Annotated in this window: 16 protein-coding genes; 14 read left to right on the top strand and 2 right to left on the bottom strand. The window is 42.1% G+C overall.

The window, feature by feature from the left end; translation table 11 throughout:
• Window positions 1–22: 22 nt before the first annotated feature.
• Window positions 23–604, bottom strand: a complete 582-nt coding sequence (gene yfbR / locus HMPREF3129_RS18120; RefSeq protein ID WP_004243705.1) for a 5'-deoxynucleotidase — start codon at window positions 602–604, stop codon at window positions 23–25.
• Window positions 605–734: 130 nt separating this feature from the next.
• Complete coding sequence (locus HMPREF3129_RS18115; protein ID WP_004243704.1) at window positions 735–1949, bottom strand: pyridoxal phosphate-dependent aminotransferase; 1215 nt, start codon at window positions 1947–1949, stop codon at window positions 735–737.
• Window positions 1950–2791: 842 nt separating this feature from the next.
• Here HMPREF3129_RS18115 and hexA point away from each other — a divergent pair.
• From hexA to nuoN, 14 genes are all read left to right on the top strand, one after another.
• Window positions 2792–3709, top strand: a complete 918-nt coding sequence (gene hexA, locus HMPREF3129_RS18110) for a transcriptional regulator HexA (protein WP_070487168.1) — start codon at window positions 2792–2794, stop codon at window positions 3707–3709.
• 795 nt (window positions 3710–4504) lie between these two features.
• Window positions 4505–4957 (top strand): NADH-quinone oxidoreductase subunit A, encoded by a 453-nt coding sequence (locus HMPREF3129_RS18105; protein WP_004243698.1) that lies wholly within the window; start codon window positions 4505–4507, stop codon window positions 4955–4957.
• A 17-nt stretch (window positions 4958–4974) separates the two neighbouring features.
• A complete protein-coding gene (locus HMPREF3129_RS18100; protein ID WP_004243697.1) occupies window positions 4975–5649 on the top strand; it encodes a NuoB/complex I 20 kDa subunit family protein in 675 nt (224 codons plus the stop codon).
• A 76-nt stretch (window positions 5650–5725) separates the two neighbouring features.
• Window positions 5726–7522 (top strand): NADH-quinone oxidoreductase subunit C/D, encoded by a 1797-nt coding sequence (gene nuoC, locus HMPREF3129_RS18095; protein ID WP_004243696.1) that lies wholly within the window; start codon window positions 5726–5728, stop codon window positions 7520–7522.
• Window positions 7523–7524: 2 nt separating this feature from the next.
• Complete coding sequence (gene nuoE / locus HMPREF3129_RS18090; protein ID WP_036918629.1) at window positions 7525–8070, top strand: NADH-quinone oxidoreductase subunit NuoE; 546 nt, start codon at window positions 7525–7527, stop codon at window positions 8068–8070.
• Complete coding sequence (nuoF, locus tag HMPREF3129_RS18085; protein WP_004243692.1) at window positions 8067–9431, top strand: NADH-quinone oxidoreductase subunit NuoF; 1365 nt, start codon at window positions 8067–8069, stop codon at window positions 9429–9431. Before nuoE ends, nuoF begins: the two co-directional genes overlap by 4 nt.
• A 62-nt stretch (window positions 9432–9493) precedes the next feature.
• Window positions 9494–12217 (top strand): NADH-quinone oxidoreductase subunit NuoG, encoded by a 2724-nt coding sequence (nuoG, locus tag HMPREF3129_RS18080; RefSeq protein ID WP_170827684.1) that lies wholly within the window; start codon window positions 9494–9496, stop codon window positions 12215–12217.
• The gene (gene nuoH / locus HMPREF3129_RS18075) at window positions 12217–13194 is read left to right on the top strand and encodes an NADH-quinone oxidoreductase subunit NuoH (protein WP_004243690.1); all 978 of its coding nucleotides are present in this window, start codon (window positions 12217–12219) and stop codon (window positions 13192–13194) included. Before nuoG ends, nuoH begins: the two co-directional genes overlap by 1 nt.
• A 14-nt stretch (window positions 13195–13208) precedes the next feature.
• Window positions 13209–13751, top strand: a complete 543-nt coding sequence (nuoI, locus tag HMPREF3129_RS18070) for an NADH-quinone oxidoreductase subunit NuoI (RefSeq protein WP_004243689.1) — start codon at window positions 13209–13211, stop codon at window positions 13749–13751.
• Window positions 13752–13763: 12 nt separating this feature from the next.
• Entirely contained in the window at window positions 13764–14297 is a 534-nt protein-coding gene (nuoJ, locus tag HMPREF3129_RS18065; protein WP_004243688.1) for an NADH-quinone oxidoreductase subunit J, read from the top strand.
• Window positions 14294–14596, top strand: coding sequence for an NADH-quinone oxidoreductase subunit NuoK (gene nuoK, locus HMPREF3129_RS18060; protein WP_004243687.1), 303 nt, complete (start codon window positions 14294–14296; stop codon window positions 14594–14596). Before nuoJ ends, nuoK begins: the two co-directional genes overlap by 4 nt.
• Window positions 14593–16428, top strand: a complete 1836-nt coding sequence (nuoL, locus tag HMPREF3129_RS18055) for an NADH-quinone oxidoreductase subunit L (protein ID WP_070487167.1) — start codon at window positions 14593–14595, stop codon at window positions 16426–16428. Before nuoK ends, nuoL begins: the two co-directional genes overlap by 4 nt.
• A 19-nt stretch (window positions 16429–16447) precedes the next feature.
• On the top strand, window positions 16448–17977 hold the full coding sequence (nuoM, locus tag HMPREF3129_RS18050) for an NADH-quinone oxidoreductase subunit M (protein WP_004243685.1): 1530 nt from the start codon (window positions 16448–16450) through the stop codon (window positions 17975–17977).
• A 6-nt stretch (window positions 17978–17983) separates the two neighbouring features.
• On the top strand, window positions 17984–19453 hold the full coding sequence (gene nuoN / locus HMPREF3129_RS18045) for an NADH-quinone oxidoreductase subunit NuoN (protein ID WP_004243680.1): 1470 nt from the start codon (window positions 17984–17986) through the stop codon (window positions 19451–19453).
• The last annotated feature ends 35 nt before the right edge of the window (window positions 19454–19488 follow it).

Genomic DNA, 19488 nt, shown 5'->3' with positions numbered 1-19488 from the left:
TTATAAACGGCGTTTTTGCGACTTACTCACTGATCTCATCTAGCGATAAACTAAAGCCTGGTACAAATACTTTCATAAAATAGTCCATCTCAGGGCTATGTCTTTCTGCTAACGTTTTTTCTAAACGATTTTTGGCCAAATTAAATTCGCTATTACCCGCAGCTAACTCTTCAAGGCATTTTAAATAGGCACATAAACTATCAGCTTGTTTGACAATAAAAGTTTCTTCCTCACTATGTAATTGCTCATCGATAAGAGGGCGAAAATCTTCTTGTAACTCTTCGGGTAACATTTCAATCAATTTTTGCTGAGCATATTTTTCTATTTTTTTATATTCATGAGCAATTTGTGGATTGTGGTATTTAATAGGAGTTGGCATATCACCGGTGATAACCTCACTGGCATCATGATACATTGCTTGTAGTGCAATACGCTCGGCGTTGACATTGCCATCAAATTTACGATTTTTAATCACCGCTAATGCATGGGCAACAAAAGCCACTTGTAAACTATGCTCAGAGACATTTTCTTGGCGAATATTACGCATCAGAGGCCAGCGTGTAATTAGCTTTAAACGAGAAAGGTGGGCAAAAAAGTAACTCATAATATCTCCCAATAGCGTGATTGAAGAGATTATTGTGAGTGGATAGACACTAGATGTAAACGGTGATCAGTAAGAAAATAAAAAAACGCAATATAACCTCAGTGATATTGCGTTTTATCTTTATTAATAACTATTGATGGTAGCCGACAATAAAACGACCAAATTTTTGAATCGCCATCTCTAAATCATTCTCACGAGGGAGTGTCACAATACGGAAATGATCAGGGTGAGGCCAGTTAAATGCAGTACCTTGCACTAATAAGACTTTTTCTTGTAATAGTAAATCGAGGATCATTTTTTGGTCATCTTTAATACTATAACGATTTAAGTCTATTTTAGGGAACATATACAGCGCTCCCATTGGTTTAACGCAAGAAACCCCTGGAATTTGATTGATAAGCTCCCATGCGCGGTTGCGTTGCTCGTATAAACGGCCTCCGGGTAGAATAAATTCACTGATACTTTGATAGCCACCCAATGCCGTTTGGATCGCGTGTTGCATCGGCACGTTGGCACATAAGCGCATAGATGCCAGCATATTTAAGCCTTCAATATAGCCTTTTGCTTGTTTTTTCGGGCCATTAAGTACCATCCAACCTTGGCGGAATCCTGCAACACGATAGGTTTTCGATAAACCGTTAAAGGTAACGGTTAATAAATCAGGTGCCATTGCGGCAATAGAGTGATGTTGGGCATCATCATAAAGAATTTTGTCATAAATTTCGTCGGCAAAAATAATCAAATTGTGTTGACGGGCAATTTCAACAATTTCCAGCAAAATCTCTTTGCTATATACCGCGCCGGTTGGATTGTTAGGGTTTATAATCACAATACCGCGCGTTCTGGGGGAGATTTTACGACGGATATCATCTAAATCAGGAAACCAACCTTGTTGCTCATCACACATGTAATGAACAGCATTACCCCCAGAAAGAGAAACTGCTGCGGTCCATAATGGGTAATCAGGCGCTGGAACTAGCATTTCATCGCCATCATTTAATAATGCTTGCATAGCTTGTACGATAAGCTCTGAAACACCGTTACCAATATAGATATCTTCAACAGTTACATCACGCATATCACGGGCTTGGTAATGTTGCATGATGGCTTTACGTGCTGAAAAAAGCCCTTTAGAGTCGCTATAGCCTTGAGAGCTAGGTAGGTTACGAATAACATCTACTAAGATTTCATCTGGCGCTTCAAAACCGAAAGGTGCTGGGTTACCAATATTGAGTTTTAATACTTTATTACCTTCTTCTTCCAGACGTTTTGCTTCTTGCAAAACCGGTCCTCGAATGTCATAACAAACATGGTCGAGTTTACTTGATTTTTTTATTTGATTCATAGCACGTTTACCTAATCGGGTATGACTTTATCTACATAGCGACATTTATATTTCTCATACACATCTCGGGAAGATATAAATGAAAAGGCTGTCCCAGCAAATTAACTGTTCTATCACTCTACTCTTACACTACAAACTTTTGAAGATGCTAGATAATTTTTGGTGTAAAAGGTCAGTTTATTCTAAAGAACTTATTTTGATGACTGAAAGTATCACTTAATCTGGTTATATGTTCTTATTTTGAATGAAAATCAAAAATATTATGCTGGTGAATAGAGGGTTTTTAGTGCGTTTTTTAACAATAACTAGATGTGAGAGGGAAGTTGATAAGATGTTGCATAATCAATTATTGAATAATTTTATCGGATTTGTATTATCTTACTTAATATATTAAATTTTCAAATAATATGGTTAAATCTATTTTTATTCATATCAATCAAATAGTTTTTATATAAATTAAATTGAAATCTTAAATATATTTTATAAGGGTGGATACTTAAAATAGCATACACAGTTAAGGTAATTTAAATTATTTTAAAAATGTTAAAATTTATGTATTCCTAGAGAGCATTGTATGATCTACATCTAACTTGTAATGATGGTATACAGTTCTTTCTTGTAGATCCTTAGAATGATAATAAAATTTAATTTGTTACAAAAAAATGCAGTTGCTTGCGAACTAGGAGGTGTAAACGACAACAAACAAATGTAAAGTATTCAGTATGTCTTTGCTCTCTTTTTCAGAGTAAGGTACTGTCTGAATCGGAAGTCCAATTTAGACTTTTGATAAAAAACACCAGGTATATGTAATTTAAAAATCAAAAATAAGTGAAGAATAAACAATGATTAATGCAAATCGTCCGATAATGAATCTCGACCTCGATCTGCTTAGAACGTTTGTTGCTGTAGCAGATTTGAATACTTTTGCAGCCGCTGCGGCCGTTGTATGTCGAACTCAATCTGCAGTCAGTCAGCAGATGCAACGTTTAGAGCAATTAGTCGGCAGAGAACTCTTTGCCCGTCATGGTCGTAATAAACTGTTAACAGAGCATGGCTTACAATTATTAGGCTATGCACGTCAAATTCTCCGTGCTAATGATGATGCAACTGCTTCATTAACATATAGCGATGCTGAAGGTGAGTTACGTATTGGTGCATCTGATGACTCCGTCGATACACTATTACCATTTTTGTTAAATCGTATCGCATCAGTATATCCACGTTTAGCGGTTGATGTGCGTATTAAGCGTTCTCAATTTATTGAGACTATGCTTGATAACCACGAAATCGACTTAGCATTAACCACTGCACGTATTGGACATCATCCACGCACAGCGTTACGTACAGCACCTGTTTTGTGGCATTGTGCCCCTGATTTCCAATTACAAATGAATGAGCCTATTCCTTTAGTAGTCATGGACGAAACTAACCCATTCCGTCAGTTGGCGACAAATACACTAGATGACGCAGGTATTCAATGGCGTATTGCGTATGAAGCGGCTTCTTTATCTGCCGTTCGTGCTGCTGTAAATGCCGAAGTGGGGATCACAGCTCGTCCATTAGAAATGCAAAATGCTGATTTACGTATATTAGGCGAAAGCGAAGGGTTACCTCGTTTGCCTGAGACTCAGTACTGGTTATATCGTAATTTTGATGAGCAAAACGAAGCTGTATTAACGGTATTCAATGCCATCGAAAATAAGAAAACGCCTTATACTGTCACTTCAGTTGAAGAAGCGCATTCTTTAGATTTAGAGTAAGGCGCAGAGTGATATTGTTATCATGATTATTTGGATAACCCATATTAACGGTTAAAAATAGTCAAACGAAACAATAAAGTGATATATCACAATCAACGGAAACAGGTGCTATAAACGCATTTGTTTCCGTTTTTTTATGCTTTATTTTTAAATAGTCACATTGGTTTAATATTTATAGAGATTAATGTATATCACAGTGTGATCCATCTCTCTTTTCCCGCTCAATCGCTTTGTTAAAAAATTGTATGCTGTTGTGATGGGTTACACGCTTGTAGAAATTGTTAACAAATAAAAGGTTTGTCTAGGTTTTCAGGGAATAAATAGTCAAATGAAAACGGATATTTGACCTTCTCCACATTATTGGAAAGTTAATTTGTTAAAATTTGGATAAAATTTAAACTGATTATGTATTTTTTCGACTATTTTGTGAGTTTGATCAAAAAAATAAGGCACATTTGCCTATATAGAGTCAGGTTTTTCCTGAGATACTGGTGTAGTAAAATCGAATTATCGGTTAGACTAAGCGTGTTAGCAGAAAATTTGTAGGTTGACTGACACGTTTTAGCATTGACCAGTAATTGGGTGTTAAAAATGAGTGTTAAATTTGTTAAGAAGCGACGGAAAACTGAGTGAGTTATCACAATGTTTTCCTTAAAAGAAGAAAGGTTTAAATAGATTGTTATCATTTATTTAATTAGCAAGTCTGTTGTTTTACCTTTTTTTTCGTATTAATAAATGTGGTGTAAACCGCCGGATAAGAGTTGGTTAATTGACACCACCTTTGATGAGTAAGCAATGAGTATGTCTACGACCACCGAAGTTATCGCCCACTATTGGGCATTTGCTGTCTTCTTAATAGGCGCATTGGGGTTATGTTCGCTCATGTTGCTGGGTGCCCGCTATTTAGGCGGCCGTGCACAAGCAAGGGCTAAACATGTTCCTTATGAATCTGGCCTTGATTCCGTTGGCAGCGCTCGTCTGCGCATGTCAGCTAAATTCTATTTAGTTGCCATGTTTTTCGTAATTTTCGATGTTGAAGCACTGTTTCTTTATGCTTGGGCCGTTTCCGTACGTGAAGTGGGCTGGTTAGGCTTTATTGAAGCAGCTGTCTTTATCGCAATTTTATTAGCTGGATTATTCTATTTGGTTCGTATTGGTGCATTAAATTGGACACCAGTTCGCTCTCGCCGTGAAACCGCGGGTAAAAGCCATGTCAGATTAACCAGCGGCAAACATCCGCAGCAGTAATAAGCGAGGCATTAAAAATGGATTATACGCTCACCCGCATAGATCCGAACGGTGAGAATGACCGTTATCCCCTGCAATCACAGGAAATTGTCAGTGACCCGTTAGATGCTCACGTTCATCGCAGCGTGTATATGGGAAAACTGGAACATGCGTTACATGACGTTGTGAACTGGGGCAGAAAAAACTCTTTATGGCCATATAATTTTGGTCTTTCCTGTTGTTACGTTGAAATGGTGACGTCATTTACTGCGGTCCATGACGTAGCGCGTTTTGGTTCTGAAGTATTACGTGCTTCCCCTCGTCAAGCTGACTTTATGGTGGTTGCAGGAACCTGCTTTACAAAGATGGCGCCCGTTATTCAGCGTTTATACGATCAGATGTTAGAGCCTAAGTGGGTTATTTCCATGGGAGCTTGCGCTAACTCTGGTGGTATGTATGACATCTATTCGGTAGTGCAAGGTGTTGATAAATTCATTCCTGTTGATGTGTATATCCCAGGATGCCCACCTCGTCCAGAAGCTTATATGCAAGCATTGATGTTATTACAAGAGTCCATTGGTAAAGAACGTCGCCCATTATCTTGGGTGGTGGGCGACCAAGGCGTTTACCGTGCCAATATGCAGTCAGAACGAGAAAGAAAACACGGTGAGCGGATCGCAGTAAAAAATCTGCGTACTCCAGACGAAATTTAAAGGCTTTTGCCTAAGACGTAACCAGAGCAATGTGTTGCGATCATAGTAACCCTGATCAAAGTTGTGGTGAATAGAAATGACCGATCAGATAGCGCAAAATAGCGCACGGCCAGCGTGGGAAACCAGCGATCATATTGATGATCAGGTGGTTAACGAACTGCGTCAGAAATTTGGGCCAGATGCGTTTACATTCCAGCCGACTCGTACCGGCATGCCAGTGGTATGGGTTAAGCGGGAACAACTTATTGAGGTTATGCAATACCTCAAATCTTTACCAAAACCATATGTCATGCTGTACGACTTGCATGGCGTTGATGAGCGTGTACGCACGCATCGTCAAGGCTTGCCGGCAGCTGATTTTTCCGTTTTCTATCATCTGATATCACTCGATCGTAATAAAGATATCATGCTGAAAGTCGCATTAAGTGAAAAAGATCTTAATCTACCGACTCTCACTTCTATCTTTCCGAACTCGAATTGGTATGAGCGTGAAGTGTGGGATATGTTTGGGATCGTCTTTAACGGACACCCTAATCTACGCCGTATTATGATGTTGCCGAATTGGGAAGGTCATCCACTGCGTAAAGATTATCCCGCTCGTGCGACAGAATTTGATCCTTATGTGCTGACTAAGCAGAAAGAGGATCTGGAAATGGAATCACTGACCTTTAAACCAGAAGAGTGGGGAATGAAACGCGGTACTGAGAATGAGGACTTTATGTTCTTAAACCTCGGCCCTAATCACCCATCTTCTCACGGTGCATTCCGTATTATTTTGCAACTTGATGGCGAAGAAATCGTCAACTGTGTACCTGATGTTGGTTATCACCATCGTGGTGCAGAGAAAATGGGCGAGCGTCAATCATGGCATAGTTATATTCCTTATACCGACCGAATTGAATACCTTGGTGGTTGTGTTAACGAAATGCCTTATGTACTGGCGGTGGAAAAGCTTGCCGGTATAGAAGTACCTGAGCGCGTTAAAGTCATTCGTGTCATGCTGTCTGAGCTATTTCGTATTAATAGCCATTTACTGTATATCAGTACCTTTATCCAAGATGTTGGTGCGATGACACCGGTATTCTTTGCCTTTACTGATCGTCAAAAAGTTTACGATATTGTGGAAGCAATCACCGGTTTCCGTATGCATCCGGCATGGTTCCGTATCGGTGGTGTTGCCCACGATTTACCAAAAGGGTGGGAACGCTTACTACGTGAATTCTTAGATTGGATGCCAAAACGTCTTGATTCTTACGTTAAAGCCGCCTTGCAAAACAGCATTTTAAAAGGCCGTACCATTGGTGTTGCCTCTTATAACGCTAAAGAAGCGTTAGATTGGGGGGTAACGGGTGCCGGGCTTCGTGCTACAGGAGTTGAGTTTGACGTGCGTAAATGGCGTCCATACTCAGGGTATGAAAACTTTGAGTTTGAAATTCCAGTGGCAAGCAATGGTGACTGTTACGATCGTGTCATGCTGAAAGTCGAAGAATTACGTCAAAGCTTACGTATTCTCGAGCAGTGTTATAAAAATATGCCAGCAGGGCCATTTAAAGCCGACCATCCACTGACGACTCCGCCACCAAAAGAGCGCACATTACAGCATATTGAAACCATGATTAACCACTTCTTACAGGTTTCATGGGGCCCTGTTATGCCTGCGAATGAATCATTCCAGATGGTGGAAGCCACTAAAGGGATCAACAGCTATTATTTAACCAGTGATGGCAGCACGATGAGCTATCGTACGCGTATTCGTACGCCAAGTTTTGCTCACCTGCAACAAATCCCAGCGGTTATCCGCGGTAGTCTGGTTTCTGACTTGATTGTCTATCTGGGAAGTATCGATTTTGTAATGTCGGATGTGGATCGTTAATCATGCAAAATGAATTAAACCATAAAGAGGATGCCGCGAAGATTGAAATCGTTGATGTAACTTATTCAAAGAAAAACACGTTTGTTTTAACGCAAGAAGAGCGTGCTGAAATTGAACAAGAAAAACATCACTATGAAGATCCCCGTGCTGCATCGATTGAAGCGCTGAAAATAGTGCAAAAAAATCGAGGTTGGGTTGAAGACGGTGCTATCTATGCTATTGCAGATGTGCTTGGTATACCGGCTAGCGATGTAGAAGGGGTAGCAACCTTTTATAGTCAAATTTTCCGCCAACCCGTCGGCCGTCACATTATTCGTTTTTGTGACAGTGTGGTTTGCCATATTACAGGTTATCAAGGCATTCAGGCAGCTATTGAGAAGCACCTCAATATCCTTCCTGGCCAAACAACACCAGATGGTCGTTTTACCTTACTGCCAACCTGTTGTTTAGGTAACTGTGACAAAGGTCCTACTATGATGGTAGATGACGATACTCACAGTTTTGTTAAACCTGAAGAGATTGAAACGTTACTGGAGCAGTATCCATGACAGCAATTTCAGGAGCAAAACCGATTATTCGTAGCGCAGAAACGCATCCGCTAACGTGGCGCTTACGTGATGATCGTCAGCCAGTATGGCTGGATGAATACCGTGCAAAAAACGGTTATAAAGCGGCAGAAAAAGCATTAAAAAGCATGGCACCTGATGAGGTGACCTCTGAAGTTAAAGATGCAGGCTTAAAAGGACGTGGTGGTGCTGGATTCTCAACAGGCTTGAAATGGAGTCTGATGCCAAAAGATGAAAGTATGAATATCCGTTACATCCTTTGTAATGCAGATGAAATGGAGCCGGGAACCTATAAAGACCGCCTGTTAATGGAAGAATTGCCACATCTGTTAATCGAAGGGATGATTATCGGTGCGCATGCACTGAAAGCTTATCGTGGTTATATTTTCCTACGTGGTGAATATATTGAAGCGGCTAAGCACCTGCGTCATGCTATTGAAGAAGCCAAAGCAGCGGGTTTTTTAGGCAAAAATATCTTCGGCTCTGGTATCGATTTTGAGCTATTTGTTCACACAGGAGCAGGTCGTTATATCTGTGGTGAAGAAACAGCACTGATCAACTCACTGGAAGGTCGTCGTGCTAACCCTCGCTCGAAACCGCCATTCCCAGCAACCTCCGGTGCTTGGGGAAAACCTACCTGCGTGAATAACGTTGAAACGCTGTGTAACGTACCCGCGATTATTGAGCATGGCAAAGATTGGTATATCGGTTTAAGCGCCGGTAAAAGTCCAGATGCAGGTACTAAATTAATGGGATTCTCTGGTCGCGTGAAATATCCAGGCTTATGGGAATTACCTTTTGGTACTACAGCTCGTGAAATCTTAGAAGATTATGCGGGGGGGATGCGTGATGGACTGAAATTAAAAGCTTGGCAACCCGGTGGTGCAGGAACGGATTTCTTAACAGAAGATCATCTCGATCTCCCTATGGATTTTGGCACGATCGCCAAAGCTGGTAGCCGTTTAGGTACTGCGTTGGCGATGGCGGTAGATAATGAAATTAACATGGTTTCATTAACCCGTAACTTGGAAGAGTTCTTTGCGCGTGAATCTTGTGGCTGGTGTACACCTTGTCGTGATGGCTTGCCATGGAGTGTCGAAATCTTACGCGCGATAGAAAAAGGTCAAGGTCGTCCTGGTGATATTGAGACTCTTGAGCACCTCTGCCGCTCTTTAAGCCCAGGGCACACATTCTGTGCTCACGCACCAGGGGCAGTAGAGCCTTTACAAAGCGCAATCAAATATTTCCGTGAAGAATTTGAGGCTGGCATTATTCAAGAAGACTATACCAATGCCAATCTTATCCGTGGTATTCAGCCTAACTTGCTGAAAAGCCGCTGGTAGTTTTTCACGATACATTCTAGGTTTAACGCCTGCAATGCAGGCCTTTGGGAAGCATGCTGACTATGGCTACGATTCATGTAGACGGCAAAGAATATGAAGTTAACGGGGCTGATAACCTGTTAGAAGCCTGTCTTAATTTAGGCTTAGATATTCCTTATTTTTGCTGGCACCCAGCGCTGGGAAGCGTTGGCGCTTGCCGCCAGTGTGCGGTTAAGCAGTATCAAAATGCTGAGGATACCCGCGGTCGTTTGGTAATGTCTTGTATGACACCTGCGGCTGATGGCACGTTTATCTCCATTGATGACGAAGAAGCGAAAAAATTCCGCGAAAGCGTTGTTGAATGGTATATGACTAACCATCCTCACGATTGTCCTGTTTGTGAAGAAGGGGGAAACTGCCACCTTCAAGATATGACCGTTATGACAGGTCATACTATGCGTCGCTATCGCTTTACTAAGCGTACACATAGAAATCAAGAGTTAGGGCCGTTTATTTCTCATGAAATGAACCGCTGTATTGCTTGTTACCGCTGTGTTCGTTACTACAAAGATTATGCTGATGGCACTGATCTGGGTGTCTTTGGTGCACATAACAACGTGTTCTTTGGACGGGTTGAAGATGGCACATTAGAGAGCGAATTCTCAGGTAACTTAGTTGAGATTTGTCCAACGGGTGTCTTTACTGACAAAACTCACTCATCACGTTATAACCGTAAGTGGGATATGCAGTTTGCCCCTAGTATTTGTCAAGGTTGTAGCATGGGTTGCAATATCAGCCCAGGTGAGCGCTATGGTGAATTGCGTCGTATTGAAAACCGTTATAACGGTACAGTAAACCGTTACTTCCTTTGTGATCGTGGTCGTTTTGGCTACGGTTATGTCAATTTAGCGAGTAGACCTCGTCAACCTAAAAAACGTTTAGGCAGTAACTGGCTTGAAATCAGTGCAGCACAAGCAACGCAAGCCGCTGCAGAAATGCTGAAGAAAGGGCAACGTGTTGTCGGTATCGGCTCACCACGAGCCAGTATTGAAAGCAACTTTGCTTTACGTGAAGTGGTTGGTGCTGAAAATTTCTATAGTGGTATTTCAGCTGCAGAGCAGGCTCGCTTGACCTTAATGCTGGATATTTTACAAAAAGGTGGCGTTTATACTCCATCTCTCCGTGAGATTGAAGACTATGACGCAGTACTGGTGTTAGGTGAAGACTTAACACAGACAGGTGCTCGTATGGCACTGTCAGTACGTCAAGCCGTAAAAGGTAAAGCACGTGAGATGGCAGCCGCACAAAAAGTGGCTGATTGGCAAATTGCCGCCATCATGAATATCGGTCAACGGGCGAAATATCCACTGTTTGTCACCCATGTTGATGAAACTCGTCTGGATGATGTTGCCGCTTGGAGTTATCGTGCGCCGGTGGTTGAACAAGCGCGTTTAGGTTTTGCCATTGCCCATCATATTAATGGTGAAGCTCCTGCGGTTGATGGCTTAGATGAAGCGTTGAATAAACAGATTGACATGATTGTTCAAGCCTTATCGCAAGCGAAAAAACCGTTAATCATTAGTGGTAGTCATGCCGGTAGCGAAGAGGTTATCAAAGCGGCTGCTAATATCGCTTTTGCCTTAAAAGCCAAGGGGAGCGAAGTTGGTCTCTCTTATGTGGCAGATGATGCCAATAGCATGGGGCTGGCGATGATGAAAGCGAAACCACTGGATGACGCATTGAAAGTGATGCGTAGTGGTCAAGCAGATAGCGCTATTGTGATGGAAAACGACTTGTATCGCCATTTTGCCGCCGACGTCATTGATGACGCGATTGCTAAAGTGGATCACCTAATTGTGATTGACCATCAGCAAACTGAGATCATGGAAAAAGCACACCTTGTGTTACCTGCTTCCTCCTTTGCTGAAAGTGATGGCACTATGGTGAGTCAAGAGGGCAGAGCGCAACGTTACTTCCAAGTGTTTGAACCTTCTTTCTATAACAAAGAAGTGGTGATGCATGAAAGCTGGCGTTGGCTAAGTGCTGTTGATTCACAATGGCATGAAGGTAATCTTGACTGGACGCAGTTAGATCATGTGATAGAGTTATGTGCAACGCGTCTACCGCAATTTGCCGGTATTGTGAATGCGGCACCTAATGCATCATTCCGTATTCGTGGTCAAAAATTAGCCCGTGAACCGCATCGTTATAGTGGTCGTACTTCCATGTTGGCAAATGTTTCAGTACATGAACAGCGTCAACCTAAAGATATCGATAGCCCATTTGCTTTCTCTATGGAAGGAAACAACAGCCCAACGGCTCCTCGCCAGCAAATTCCATTTGCATGGGCACCGGGTTGGAACTCACCACAAGCATGGAATAAGTTCCAGTCTGAAGTCGGGGGAAGCTTACGTTTTGGTGATCCGGGTGTACGCTTAATCGAATGCAGTGATAACACATTAGGTTATTTCACTGATATTCCACCAGCCTTTAACCTAGTTGAAAATCAATGGGTTGTAGCTCCTTACTATCGTCTGTTTGGTAGCGAAGAGTTATCGCAACGTTCACAAGTGATCCAACAACGTATGGACAACGCTTATTTAACCGTGAGTGAATCTGATGCCATCGCATTAGCATTATCTCAAGGTCAACAAGCGATGTTTACTTACGAAGGTCGTGAATTCACCTTACCTGTGAAAATCAGTGCTCACTTAACTCGAGGTCAAATTGGCCTTCCGTTAGGGATGGCTGGCATTTCGCCATCACTGGTGGGTGTATCGGTTCGTCAACTGCGGGGTATTGCATAATGAGCTGGTTATCTCCTGAAGTTACAGAGATTTTACTCACTGTTTTAAAAGCCGTGGTGATCTTGCTGGTGGTTGTCACTTGTGGTGCTTTTATGAGTATGGGGGAGCGTCGTCTACTGGGATTATTCCAAAACCGTTATGGGCCTAACCGTGTAGGTTATGCTGGTTCAGCACAGTTAATTGCGGATATGATCAAAATGTTCTTTAAAGAGGACTGGATCCCAAAATTTGCTGATCGCTTTATCTTTACCATAGCACCAGTGATTGCCTTTTCTTCCTTATTATTGTCATTTGCTATTGTGCCAGTTAGCTCAACCTGGGTTGTGGCTGATTTAAACATCGGTATTTTATTTTTCTTGATGGTAGCGGGTTTAGCGGTGTATGCCGTTTTATTTGCTGGCTGGTCAAGTAACAATAAATATTCGTTATTAGGTGCAATGCGTGCTTCAGCACAAACAGTTAGTTATGAGGTTTTCTTAGGACTTTCTATTTTAGGTGTTGTGGCACAAGCGGGTTCGTTTAACTTAACGGATATTGTCAATTCGCAAGCCCATATGTGGAACATTATCCCACAATTCTTTGGCTTTATTACCTTTGCGATTGCTGGCGTTGCCGTTTGTCACCGTCATCCTTTTGACCAACCCGAAGCAGAGCAAGAGTTGGCTGATGGTTATCACATTGAATATTCCGGTATGAAATTCGGTCTGTTCTTTGTCGGTGAATATATCGGTATCGTTGCCGTTTCTGGCTTAATAGTGACGTTATTCTTCGGTGGTTGGCAAGGTCCTTTCTTACCGTCATTCGTTTGGTTTGCACTGAAAACAGGATTCTTCATGATGATGTTTATTCTGATCCGTGCATCATTACCGCGTCCGCGTTATGACCAAGTGATGGCTTTTGGTTGGAAGATCTGCTTACCGTTAACTTTAATCAATCTGTTGGTCACTGCTGCAGTGATCCTCTACAACGCTCAATAAGGGGTGATTGAACCATGACTTTAAAAGAGTTAGTGACTGGTTTCGGCACCCAGGTACGCAGCATTTGGATGATTGGCTTACACGCCTTTGCCAAACGCGAAACGCAGATGTACCCGGAAGAACCTGTCAATGTTGCACCGCGTTATCGTGGACGTATTGTATTGACCCGTGATCCTGATGGTGAAGAGCGTTGTGTTGCTTGTAACTTGTGCGCAGCGGTGTGCCCTGTTGGTTGTATCTCATTACAAAAAGCAGAACATGAAGATGGTCGTTGGTATCCTGAGTTTTTCCGTATCAACTTTTCGCGTTGTATCTTTTGTGGCTTATGTGAAGAAGCATGTCCAACAACGGCTCTACAATTAACCCCTGATTTCGAAATGGGTGAATTTAAGCGTCAAGATCTGGTTTATGAAAAAGACGATTTATTAATTTCAGGGCCTGGTAAATATCCTGAATATAACTTTTACCGTAAAACAGGTATGGCGATTAATGGCAAAGATAAAGGTGAAGCAGATGATGAAGCGAAACCTATCGATGTCAAAAGCCTGTTACCGTAAGGAGCGATATTCATGGAATTTGCATTTTATATTGCAGGACTGATTTCAATCCTTGCCACTTTAAGAGTAATAACGCATACCAATCCGGTACACGCACTGCTGTATCTGATTGTTTCATTAATTGGCCTTTCAGTGGTGTTCTTCTCGTTAGGTGCCTATTTTGCAGGTGCTTTAGAGATCATCGTTTACGCCGGCGCGATTATGGTGCTATTCGTATTCGTTGTGATGATGCTTAACTTAGGAAAATCGGTCGTTGAGCAAGAGAGAAAATGGTTACAGCCTAGATTTTGGATAGGGCCGGCGATTTTGTCTCTGGTACTGTTAATTGTATTGGTTTATGCAATTAGTAGTGTCACTCATGGTGAGATTAGTGGCGAGATTATTGGGGCGAAAGAAGTCGGTATTAGCTTATTTGGGCCTTATATTCTGGCTGTTGAGTTAGCCTCCGTTCTCTTATTGTCAGGATTAATTGTTGCTTATCACATCGGTCGTGATCAGAGCCATGACGATCTCGTCGAAAACGAAAAAGTAGGGGAGCCAAAATGATACCTCTTCAACATGGTTTGATCTTGGCTGCGGTACTATTTGTGTTAGGTTTTACTTGCTTAGTACTTCGCCGCAACCTGTTATTTATGTTGATCGGACTCGAAATTATGATTAATTCAGCTGCGCTAGCCTTTGTGGTTGGTGGTAGCTATTGGGGTCAAACAGATGGTCAGATTATGTATATTCTGGCAATCAGTTTGGCAGCGGCAGAGGCAAGTATTGGCTTGGCATTGTTATTACAACTTCATCGTCATCGCCAAAACCTCAATATTGATACAGTCAGTGAGATGCGCGGATGAATATACTCTATTTAACCTTTGTGCTACCACTGCTGGGATTTTTACTGCTCGCATTCTCAGGTGGTCGTTGGTCTGAAAATGTATCAGCATGGATTGGCACGGGCGCTGTTGGTTTATCAGCTTTAGTGACACTTTGGGTGGGGATAGATTTCTTTGCTCACGGACAAGAAACAGAAGTCTTAACACTCTGGACTTGGATGTCAGCGGGGAACTTTACTATCCCATTTACGTTGGTGCTTGATGGCCTATCATTAACCATGCTAGGTGTTATCACTGGCGTTGGTTTTCTTATTCATATGTATGCATCTTGGTATATGCGTGGTGAAGAAGGATATTCTCGCTTCTTTGCTTATACCAACTTATTTATCGCGAGTATGGTTGTTTTAGTATTGGCTGATAATATGATGCTGATGTATATGGGTTGGGAAGGGGTTGGTTTATGTAGTTACTTATTAATTGGTTTCTACTATAACAACCCAGCTAATGGCGCGGCAGCAATGAAAGCATTTATTGTTACCCGTATTGGTGATGTCTTCTTAGCTATCGGTATGTTTATCCTGTTTGATCAATTAGGTACGCTAAGTTTCCGCGAAATGGCGGTATTGGCTCCTGAACAACTGACCGCAGGATCAAGCATCATTAACTGGGCAATGTTAATGGTCTTAGGGGGTGCGGTAGGTAAATCAGCACAACTACCATTACAAACTTGGTTAGCGGATGCGATGGCCGGTCCAACACCTGTTTCTGCGTTGATCCACGCCGCCACCATGGTTACCGCTGGTGTGTACTTAGTTGCTCGTAGTAATGCGCTATTCTTAATGGCACCTGATATCTTAGAATTAGTCGGTATCGTTGGTGCAGTGACATTAGTATTAGCGGGTTTTGCGGCTTTAGTACAAACCGATATCAAGCGTATTCTTGCTTACTCAACCATGAGCCAAATTGGTTATATGTTCTTGGCGTTGGGTGCTCAAGCATGGGATGGCGCAATTTTCCACTTAATGACTCACGCGTTCTTTAAAGCATTATTGTTCTTATCTGCAGGTTCAGTGATTATTGCCTGCCATCATGAACAGAATATCTTTAAGATGGGCGGGTTACGTAAGAAGATCCCATTTGTTTATGCATGCTTTTTAATTGGCGGAGGTGCCTTAGCGGCATTACCACTGTTAACAGCAGGGTTCTTCAGTAAAGATGAAATCTTATGGGGTGCGTACGCAAACGGACATTTCAATTTAATGTTAGCAGGTTTAATTGGCGCATTCTTTACGTCACTTTATACCTTCCGTTTAATTTTCATCGTATTCCATGGTGAAACCAAAACCGAAGCACACCAAGTTAAAGGCTTCACTCATACTTTCCCATTAGCGATATTAGCGTTGTTATCAACCTTTATTGGGGCGTTAATTACCCAACCGTTAGGCGATGTTTTCCCAGAAAGCACCGCTACTCATGAAGGTAAGTATGTATTAGAAATCCTTTCTGGTGTGGTAGCGATTGTAGGCGTTGCCATTGCAGCATGGTTATACCTGAAACAGCGTCAACTTGTTTCTCAGGTGGCAAATACCAAAACAGGGCGTTTCTTCTCAACATGGTGGTTCCACGCATGGGGATTTGATGCACTGTATGAGGTGCTGTTTGTCAAACCTTATAAAGGTGCGGCATGGCTTATCCAAAATGATCCTGTTAACCAATTCTTTAATCTCTTTGGTTGTCTCTTTAAAGGCGCCAATAAAGGCTTGAGTTTCAGTGAAAACGGATTAGCGCGTTGGTATGCGGCTTCTCTCGGTTTAGGTGCAGTGCTGGTTATCGCTCTGCTGCTTCTGGTTTAATTAAGGGACACATTGCGCCATGTTATTACCCTGGCTAATACTTATTCCCTTCATCGGTGGCCTGCTAAGTTGGCAGGCGGAACGAATCGGCTCGCAAGTTCCTCGCTGGGTTGCGTTGCTGACGATGGGATTAACACTCGTTATTTCTGTGCAACTGTGGTTGCAAGGTGACTATCAACTGATTAGTGTTGATGGTGCACCTCGCTGGACAGAGTTTTACTTTGTACCGTGGATCCCTGCTTTGGGGATTAATATTCAGTTTGCACTTGATGGCATGTCATTATTGATGGTGGTATTAACTGCTATTTTAGGTATTTTAGCGGTGCTCTCTTCATGGAGCGAAAATCAACCATCACAAGGGGCTTTCCATTTCAACCTGCTGTGGATCTTAGCAGGTGTTATGGGGGTATTCTTAGCGACTGACTTGTTCTTATTCTTCTTCTTTTGGGAAATGATGTTGATCCCAATGTATTTCCTTATCTCTCTTTGGGGACATAAAGGAAGTAGCGATGAAAAACATGTTAGTGCAGCAACTAAGTTCTTTATTTATACACAGGCGAGTGGCCTGTTAATGTTGCTGGCCATTATCGGTTTAGCTGTCGCTTTTTACAGCAAAACAGGTATTTGGACGTTTAATTATGACACCTTACTACAAGCGCACACCTTATTAGGTAGTGAACTGCAATTTATTCTGATGCTTGGCTTCTTTGCTGCATTCGCAGTAAAAATGCCAATTGTCCCCGTTCATGGCTGGCTAGCTGATGCACATGCAGAAGCACCAACGGCGGGCTCTGTTGACTTATCAGGTATTTTGCTAAAAACAGCCGCTTACGGTTTATTACGTTTTAACTTACCGTTATTCCCAGAAGCGTCTGCATTACTGGCACCTGTTGCGATGTGGCTAGGCTTAATCACCGTATTCTACGCTGCACTGTTAGCATTCCGTCAAACGGATATTAAACGTCTGGCCGCTTACAGTAGTATTTCTCACATGGGCTTTATCGTGATTGCGATTTATGCTGGCTCTGTTTTGGCTTACCAAGGTGCGATTATTCAAATGATCACCAATGGTTTGTCTGCTGCCGGTCTGTTTATCATGTGTGGCATGCTGTATGAGCGTTTAGGTACGCGTGATATGAATCAAATGGGTGGATTGTGGAAAAGCATCCGTTTCTTACCAGCATTTTCACTGTTCTTTGCGGTTGCCTCTTTAGGTATGCCAGGAACAGGTAACTTTGTTGGTGAGTTTATGATCCTATTTGGTACTTATGGCCACTTTAAGCTGATCACTATTATTTCGGTCTTTGGGTTAGTTTTTGCTTCTGTCTACGCTTTGTGGATGATGCAACAGGCTTACTATGGTTCACCGAAAACAGCAGAAAGAACCTATAAAGGGTTAAATCTGAGAGAATTTTTGATCCTGTTTATCTTGGTGGTTTTATTGGTTATTTTGGGCTTCTTCCCACAACCAGTATTAGATACTTCGATATCAGCAATGGAAAATCTCCAGACTTGGTATTCCGCTTCTCTTTCAACAGTAAGGCTGTAATTCGCCATGACAATAACTCCTGAACAATTGATCGCAATGCTACCGCTGTTAGTCGTCATCTTGACGGTGGTGGTTGTGATGCTGTCCATTGCGTGGCGACGCGATCACTTTACTATTGCCACCTTGACAGCAACTGGTTTTATCATCGCTCTCGGATCACTTTACTACGTTAATGCATTAGGCGTAGTTGATGTGACCACCCTCTACCATGTAGATGGTTATTCCAGCTTTTTTACGGCATTAACTATTATTGCTGGTTTAGGCACGGTTGCTTTTGCTTATCCTTGGTTGGAAGGCTATCAAGATAATAAAGAAGAGTTTTATATGCTGGTGGCGATTGCTGTCATTGGCGGTATTTTACTCTCTTCTGCGCACCACTTGGCGTCAATGTTTATTGGTATTGAGTTATTAACATTGCCGTTATTTGGTCTGATTGGTTATGCTTTCCAACAACGTCCTTCACTGGAGGCGAGCATTAAATATATGCTGCTTTCTGCGGCGGCCTCTTCTTTCTTGTTATTTGGTATGGCACTACTTTATGCTGAAGCAGGAAATCTCTCCTTTACGGCGATGGGGCAAAGTTTAAGTGATAGCAATATTCATAAACCATTAGTACTTGCTGGGTTAGGCATGATGTTAGTGGGAATTGGTTTTAAGCTCTCTTTATTCCCATTCCAATTATGGACACCGGATGTATACCAAGGTGCACCAGCACCAACAGGTGCATTTTTAGCAACAGCGAGCAAGATTGGTATATTTGCGGTAGTGATGCGCTTATTCCTTGAAGCACCGGCGGCGGATAGCGAAACATTACGCATGATCTTAGGCTTTATGGCTATTGCCTCTATCCTGTTTGGTAATATCATGGCGCTGACTCAGAAGAACGTAAAACGTTTACTCGGTTACTCTTCTGTCTCTCACCTTGGTTATTTACTGGTTGCATTAATTGTCTTGCAATATAGCCCTATACTGGCACAAGAAACCGCTGAGATTTATTTAGCAGGTTATCTCTTTGCAAGTTTAGGTGCATTTGGTGCGATTGCTGTGGCTTCTAGCCCGTACAATAAAGGTGAATTAGAGTCTCTTGAAGATTATCGTGGGCTTTTCTGGCGTCGTCCTGTTGCTGCCATCGTGATGTCATTAATGATGCTATCACTGGCAGGGGTACCAATAACATTAGGCTTTATTGGTAAACTGTATGTTATTCTTGCTGGTATTGATTCAAGTTTGTGGTGGTTAACAGGCATGGTAGTGTTAGGTAGTGCGATAGGTTTATTCTACTATCTACGTGCTGCAGCTATCGTTTTCTTACGTAAACCAGATAACGATAATGCACCAGCGGTTACGACCACATCACAAAATATGGCAACATTAATTACTTTAGTTTGCGCCATTATCGTGATTGTATTAGGTGTATGGCCACAACCATTGATTGAGCTGACACGTTTTGCAATCATTGCACCTGCGATAAATTAATTTTTATCTGCCCGTTGTTATGATAAAGAGCCTGA

It is taken from the genome of Proteus sp. HMSC14B05, assembly GCF_001808035.1.
Classification (GTDB): domain Bacteria; phylum Pseudomonadota; class Gammaproteobacteria; order Enterobacterales; family Enterobacteriaceae; genus Proteus; species Proteus mirabilis.
The sequence above is the reverse complement of the archived record's forward strand: the minus strand, read 5'-3'. Positions and strand labels throughout refer to the sequence as shown.

Coding starts and splice junctions, on each gene's coding strand:
- nuoC (WP_004243696.1), top strand. CDS start 5,726: ATGACCGATCAGATAGCGCAAAATAGCGCACGGCCAGCGTGGGAAACC.
- HMPREF3129_RS18115 (WP_004243704.1), bottom strand. CDS start 1,949: ATGAATCAAATAAAAAAATCAAGTAAACTCGACCATGTTTGTTATGAC.
- nuoL (WP_070487167.1), top strand. CDS start 14,593: ATGAATATACTCTATTTAACCTTTGTGCTACCACTGCTGGGATTTTTA.
- nuoN (WP_004243680.1), top strand. CDS start 17,984: ATGACAATAACTCCTGAACAATTGATCGCAATGCTACCGCTGTTAGTC.
- nuoJ (WP_004243688.1), top strand. CDS start 13,764: ATGGAATTTGCATTTTATATTGCAGGACTGATTTCAATCCTTGCCACT.
- nuoK (WP_004243687.1), top strand. CDS start 14,294: ATGATACCTCTTCAACATGGTTTGATCTTGGCTGCGGTACTATTTGTG.
- HMPREF3129_RS18100 (WP_004243697.1), top strand. CDS start 4,975: ATGGATTATACGCTCACCCGCATAGATCCGAACGGTGAGAATGACCGT.
- nuoG (WP_170827684.1), top strand. CDS start 9,494: ATGGCTACGATTCATGTAGACGGCAAAGAATATGAAGTTAACGGGGCT.
- nuoH (WP_004243690.1), top strand. CDS start 12,217: ATGAGCTGGTTATCTCCTGAAGTTACAGAGATTTTACTCACTGTTTTA.
- HMPREF3129_RS18105 (WP_004243698.1), top strand. CDS start 4,505: ATGAGTATGTCTACGACCACCGAAGTTATCGCCCACTATTGGGCATTT.
- hexA (WP_070487168.1), top strand. CDS start 2,792: ATGATTAATGCAAATCGTCCGATAATGAATCTCGACCTCGATCTGCTT.
- nuoM (WP_004243685.1), top strand. CDS start 16,448: ATGTTATTACCCTGGCTAATACTTATTCCCTTCATCGGTGGCCTGCTA.
- nuoE (WP_036918629.1), top strand. CDS start 7,525: ATGCAAAATGAATTAAACCATAAAGAGGATGCCGCGAAGATTGAAATC.
- nuoF (WP_004243692.1), top strand. CDS start 8,067: ATGACAGCAATTTCAGGAGCAAAACCGATTATTCGTAGCGCAGAAACG.
- nuoI (WP_004243689.1), top strand. CDS start 13,209: ATGACTTTAAAAGAGTTAGTGACTGGTTTCGGCACCCAGGTACGCAGC.
- yfbR (WP_004243705.1), bottom strand. CDS start 604: ATGAGTTACTTTTTTGCCCACCTTTCTCGTTTAAAGCTAATTACACGC.